Annotated in this window: 7 protein-coding genes; all 7 read left to right on the top strand. The window is 42.1% G+C overall.

Going from position 1 to position 5,716, the window contains the following annotated elements; translation table 11 throughout:
* On the top strand, positions 1-470 hold a 470-nt coding region (rlmD, locus tag WBV27_RS03445; protein ID WP_424199445.1), incomplete at its 5' end, for a 23S rRNA (uracil(1939)-C(5))-methyltransferase RlmD.
* Positions 471-732: 262 nt separating this feature from the next.
* On the top strand, positions 733-1,647 hold the full coding sequence (locus WBV27_RS03440; protein ID WP_424199443.1) for a GGDEF domain-containing protein: 915 nt from the start codon (positions 733-735) through the stop codon (positions 1,645-1,647).
* 224 nt (positions 1,648-1,871) lie between these two features.
* Positions 1,872-2,069, top strand: coding sequence for an SDR family NAD(P)-dependent oxidoreductase (locus tag WBV27_RS03435; protein WP_424199441.1), 198 nt, complete (start codon positions 1,872-1,874; stop codon positions 2,067-2,069).
* 80 nt (positions 2,070-2,149) lie between these two features.
* A complete protein-coding gene (locus WBV27_RS03430; RefSeq protein ID WP_424199439.1) occupies positions 2,150-2,737 on the top strand; it encodes a YdeI/OmpD-associated family protein in 588 nt (195 codons plus the stop codon).
* A 249-nt stretch (positions 2,738-2,986) separates the two neighbouring features.
* The gene (locus WBV27_RS03425) at positions 2,987-3,688 is read left to right on the top strand and encodes a methyltransferase family protein (RefSeq protein WP_424199437.1); all 702 of its coding nucleotides are present in this window, start codon (positions 2,987-2,989) and stop codon (positions 3,686-3,688) included.
* 52 nt (positions 3,689-3,740) lie between these two features.
* Positions 3,741-4,367, top strand: coding sequence for an isoprenylcysteine carboxylmethyltransferase family protein (locus tag WBV27_RS03420; protein ID WP_424199435.1), 627 nt, complete (start codon positions 3,741-3,743; stop codon positions 4,365-4,367).
* Between the two features lie 483 nt (positions 4,368-4,850).
* The gene (locus tag WBV27_RS03415; RefSeq protein WP_424199433.1) at positions 4,851-5,639 is read left to right on the top strand and encodes an SDR family NAD(P)-dependent oxidoreductase; all 789 of its coding nucleotides are present in this window, start codon (positions 4,851-4,853) and stop codon (positions 5,637-5,639) included.
* Positions 5,640-5,716 lie beyond the last annotated feature (77 nt).

Below are 5,716 nucleotides of genomic sequence, written 5' to 3'. Positions count from 1 at the left end.
TTGAAGCTGCACAATTGACTGGCGAAGAAACCGTAATCGATGCCTATTGTGGAATCGGAACGATTTCCTTGTCATTGGCTGAAAAAGCGAAACACGTGTATGCGATGGAAGTTGTTCCCGATGCCGTCAAAATGGCTGAAATGAATGCCGCTGCAAACAACATCGAAAACATTACCTTCGAAATCGGCGCTGCCGAAGAAGTGATGCCGAAATGGGCTGCCGAAGGCGTCAAAGCTGATGTCTTGGTTGTCGATCCTCCACGCAAAGGCTTGGAACCGGCCTTCATCGAAGCTGCTTTGGAAATTGCTCCTGAGCGTATCGTCTACGTCAGCTGCAACCCAGCTACAATGGCACGCGACCTACAGTTATTCCACGAAGGTGGCTACAGCGTAGGCAGCATCCAACCAGTGGACCTGTTCCCGCAAACACTGCATGTTGAGTCAGTCGTGGCATTGACACGCAACAAATAAATGTACAAACCCTTGAGAATGGCGTATTTACGTTATTTTCAGGGTTTTTTTGTTTTGAGTGCGGTTTAAAGTGATTTAACTTTCGACATAGATTGGCTAATGGTGAAATACGGGATATGGAAGTTCATTCTTACCCATTTGTTCATCAGGAAGAATCCTATATATGTTATCTTTGAATTTCCGGTAGAATTTTCCTATGATATAATTGAAATGAATGAGAAAATAGAGTGAGTTTTGCTGTAACGATAAATCTAAAGAAGAGGTGATTAAGGTAGAAATAAATTTGAAGGGGTTTCAGACACTCATAAGTCAATTGACAACATTTGAAAAAATGTATGAACAGGTAAGGATTGTAGACCCCATTAAAAAGGAAGTCTTATTTGTTAAAAATAAAAATCAAGAAGAACTCATGCAGGTTCTGGAAGCCTGTTTTGGCATTTGGGGGAAAGGTGAGGTATGCAAGAATTGTATTTCCATGAGAGCCTACAATGAAAATGACACCTTTATCAAAATAGAAACTTCTCTTGATAAAATCATTATGGTTACAGCAATACCTGTAAAAATAGAAGATAGAATGGTTGTAGTTGAACTTTTAAAAAACGTTACAAAAAGCATGATTCTTGGTGACAGAGAGTTAACTGAAAGCTTGGAAATTAAAAGACTGCTGGAACAAGCCAATGTAGCAGCAGTAACAGATGAGCTGACACAAATCTATAACAAGAGATATATCATTGAAAGATTACCTGTAGATATGGTCAAATCTCATCTGGAAAATCAACCAATCTCAGTCCTGATGGCAGATATTGATCATTTCAAAAAAGTCAACGACACCTATGGTCATTTGGCAGGGGATTACATATTAAAAGAAGTTGCCGGAATCCTTGGGAAAAACACAAGACAAGATGTGGATTGGATTGCCAGATTTGGCGGTGAAGAGTTTATTGTCTGCTTAACAAATACAGATAAAAAAAACGCAGGGGCTATCGCTGATAGAATGAGAAAAGCCATTGAAGATACAGTTTTCAGCTATAATGGAGAAAAGATCAAGCTAACTTCAAGTTTTGGACTTTGTACTTTAACAAGCGAAGAAATGATAGACTATGAGACTCTGATTCACCGTTCAGACAAGAAATTATATGAAGCTAAAAAGACCGGAAGGAACAAAGTAGTTGGTTAGTAGGAAGAAATGCTAATGCTTGTAAAAAGCCGCAAGGACAGTCATAAATGACGACTGTTTTTGCGGCTCTTTTGTGCACGGACAGACTCTATTGATATGATATAATTACCCAAAAAAGAGAACGGTTACAGGATTATGTTTTGATGAACGGTTTTGATGACGTATAAGAGGGGAATCTTCTGTCCAAGCTGGAATTGCTGCATGCAAAATAACGGAGGAATTTTATGAAAAACATTGTTATAACGGGTAGCACCCGTGGTCTTGGCTTTGCTATGGCAACCGAGTTTCTGCGAGCCGGATGTAATGTTACGCTGTCTTGCAGGGGGGAAATGCTCGCGGAAGCAGCTCAAATGGAACTGTCGCCCTTTGAGGGGAAATACATCTATGTCCCATGCAACGTCCAGGGAAAAGCAAGTCTATAAAAATTTGGGGATGCTCCTGGAACTCGGGGCGGGGATGATGGAGCCGGAGTATAATGGAAATAGTTCGGGGAGGAGAATAAATGGAACTTTCAAACACCTTTTATACAAGTGAAAGGAAGAAGTGGAGGGAATGGCTTACTGAAAACTTCGAAAAAGAAAAGGAAATATGGCTCGTGTTTCCAAAGAAAGAGTCAGGAGAGAAAGGTCTTTCCTATAACGACTCAGTGGAAGAGGCACTCTGTTTCGGCTGGATTGACAGCACTGTTAAGAAATTAGATTCATTACATAGAGGTCAGCGGTTTTCTCCAAGAAGAAAGGGCAGTGAATACTCGAGAGCAAATATTGAAAGGCTGATTTGGCTTGAGAGACAGGGGATGATTCATCCTAAGGTCAGAGACACCATTCTTGAAGTAATCAGAGTACCCTACGAATTTCCTGCGGATATTCTTGAACTAATCAGGAGTGACAAAAAGGCTTGGGATAACTATGAAAAATTTCCGGAAGCCTACAAAAGGATTCGGATTGCCTATATTGATGGAGCGAGGAAGCGTCCCATGGAGTTCAAAAAACGTCTGGATAACTTTATCAGGAAAACAAAGGAAAACAAACTTATTGGGTATGGAGGAATCGACAAATACTATAAAAATAGTTATCATCTGGATTCATAAAGCGTCATGTTTCTGTCGTTGCGTTGACACGCAACAAATAATAGAAAAAAGTAGAAATCCGCAAGGACTCTCATTTAAAGTGACTGTCCTTGCGGCTTTTTGTGAGCCCAAAAAGAAGTCGCGCTTAGCGATTGCCTTCCAAAGGGATATAATGTAAGAAAGAGAAAGCATAGGTGGGGGTAGTTCAATGAGTCCCTTAAGTATTAAAGTTATGGGTTGATCGAAATAAACAAAAGGAGGGGGAAGCAGATGGGAAAACTGAAAGACAGTAAGCCTGAAATCAAGCGAAACGTCATCCGACGAATTGTACAATTGCCGGCAGCTTGGATTTTTATCGCGTTGTTGTTTTTTATCTCAGCCGGAACCATAAAATGGCCGTTTGCCTGGTTGTTTTTGGCTCTCCTTGTGTCTGTTGACCTGATTGGTCTGCCGTTCGTACCATTGGAAGTCCTGGCCGAACGAGGCAGTAAAAAAGAAAATGTCGAGAATTGGGACAAGGTTCTGGGAAAACTCATCGTCCTGAGCATGTTGAGCATATTCCTGATTGCCGGGCTTGATTACCGTTGGAACTGGTCCCAAGGCATAGACTCCAGATTGCATCTTGCTTCAATAGCTGTATTCATTCTTGGATGTGCTCTAGAAATCTGGGCGATGAGAGTGAATCTTTTCTTTTCCGATGTTGTAAGGATCCAGTTCGACAGGGAACACAAGGTTTGCAGCAGCGGCCCATATAAGTATGTTCGTCATCCTGGATATCTCGGGATAATCGTATATTATTTGGCCACGCCGCTCTTACTAGGTTCCTGGTGGGCAATGATACCTGCGTTAATGACAATGACTCTATTTGTTATCCGCACCAAGTTGGAAGATGAAACATTGCTCAAAAAGCTACCCGGTTATGAAGAATATGCGCTTCAAACGAAGTACCGCTTGATTCCGTGGGTGTGGTGAAAAATATTCAAGTGAACTGCCTTAGAGTAAATAAGCGAATAGGGGTGACAAGTTGAATGCAGAGTTTTCGTTCAGGTTAATTTTCTGGATCCATCTGATATTGATCATGATTTTTAATCGCATACTTCCGGCACTTCGGGCAAAAAAATCCGGAGCCAAACTATCACCTGATTACGAAGCGATTGAGAATGAAGGAAAGTTTTTGTTTGCATTCAGGGTCATTGCCGGGCTCTTGTTGGCAGTTGTGATTGTTATATATACATTTTTTCCAATATATAATATCTGGTTCCAGTTTTATTTGCCGAGCGGTTTAAGATGGGTTGGCGTCATCGTTTCTTCAATCAGCTTGTTTTTTTGGAGCTATTCGCAGGAAGTTTTGGACAAGAACTGGTCCGTGAATCTAAAGATACAGGAAGAGCATACACTGGTCACCTCTGGACCATACAGAGTGATGCGGCATCCGATATATACCGCCATGATAATATGGTCAATAGGCCTTGCAGTCTATACGGCTAATGCGTTTTTTGTGGGCTTCACGGCACTGGTGATCTTGTGGACTCCGCTAAGAATTTCGAAAGAAGAAACAATGTTGATAGGTTATTTCGGCGATGAATATAAAAAGTACATGGAATATACGGGAAGATATTTGCCCAAATTCAAGCGTGATGGCAGATTGTAAACTGAGGTGCGACACCCACGCGGGAATTCTCTCGAAATTTGATACACAAAGAATAAAAACACAAAAGGAAGAGGCCAGGACAAAAGTCCGAGCCTCTTCCTTTTCGATTTACCGTTCAGGTTTAGCGCGAAAACCCTCCGATAGGCGTCATATACTCGCCGTTAAAGCCCTTCAACACTTCTTTCAATTCATCGGACGGATTACCGTATACAGTAAACCCGGTTGCATCGCCGAGTGCCATCAGTCTGGCTGCAAATTTTGACGGATATGGCAAATCAAGGTAGCAGATCAAGTTGACTTGCAAAGTGAGAATGAATCACGATAAAGTAGAAAGCCGCAAGGACAGTCTATAGCGGTATGATATAATGAGTTGTAAAGAGAGCGGTTACAAAACTATGTTATAATGAACGGTTTTGACGGCACAAGAGAGGGAATCTCCTGCCTATTCGGGAATGGCTGAATGCAAAATAACGGAGGGATTTTATGAAAAACATTGTGATAACGGGTAGTACTCGTGGCATTGGTTTTTCAATGGCAACCGAATTTCTGCGAGCCGGATGTAATGTTACGCTGTCCGGGAGAGGGAAAGCACTCGCGGAAGCAACTCAAAGGGAACTGTTGCCATTTGAGGGGAAATACATCTATGTCCCATGCAATGTCCAAGAAAAAGCAAATCTGCAAAAACTTTGGGACGTTTCTTTGGCACAATGGGGCGGGATAGACATATGGATCAATAACGCGGGGCAAAATACGCCGCACCTGTTTTCGTGGGAAACGGGCGAAACAGACACCGAAAATATTATTAAAACCAATCTTATCGGTATGATATACGGTTCACAGATTGCGGCAACGGGAATGCTAAAGCAGGGACAAGGCGCGATATACAGCATGGAGGGCCTGGGTTCAAACAATATGATACAGAGAAAAACAATATTGTACGGTACCACCAAGCACGCATTAACGTATTTTATGAAAGGGATGGCCCAGGAACTGGAGGGTACGGATGTAATCGCAGGGCGGTTATCTCCGGGAATGGTGCTGACTGATTTTATCACAAAAACGCCTAACGGCCAGCAGTCTCAGGTCATGGTAAATGAGAAGTTCAGAAAGACATTCAATATATTGGCTGATAAACCGACTACAGTCGCAAAAATTTTAATACCAAGAATACTCAGCAACACCAGTAATGACGCCCAGATTGCTTGGCTGACAAAACGAAAGGCAGCTTGGCGTTTTATAACGGCAGGCTTCCGCAAAGACAGGCTGATATAGAGCAGAACGATAAAAGGAATCTGCTCCATCATTTAGGTGGGCTTAATCATGCTGTCAGAAGAAGGTGGTGCCACAAA

It is taken from the genome of Trichococcus sp., assembly GCF_049589555.1.
Taxonomy (GTDB): Bacteria; Bacillota; Bacilli; order Lactobacillales; family Aerococcaceae; genus Trichococcus.
This window is presented reverse-complemented; position numbering and strand designations above follow the sequence as displayed.

Excerpts from the sequence above, each read along its gene's own strand:
- WBV27_RS03430 (WP_424199439.1), top strand. The coding sequence starts at position 2,150 with ATGGAACTTTCAAACACCTTTTATACAAGTGAAAGGAAGAAGTGGAGG.
- WBV27_RS03415 (WP_424199433.1), top strand. The coding sequence starts at position 4,851 with ATGAAAAACATTGTGATAACGGGTAGTACTCGTGGCATTGGTTTTTCA.
- WBV27_RS03435 (WP_424199441.1), top strand. The coding sequence starts at position 1,872 with ATGAAAAACATTGTTATAACGGGTAGCACCCGTGGTCTTGGCTTTGCT.
- WBV27_RS03425 (WP_424199437.1), top strand. The coding sequence starts at position 2,987 with ATGGGAAAACTGAAAGACAGTAAGCCTGAAATCAAGCGAAACGTCATC.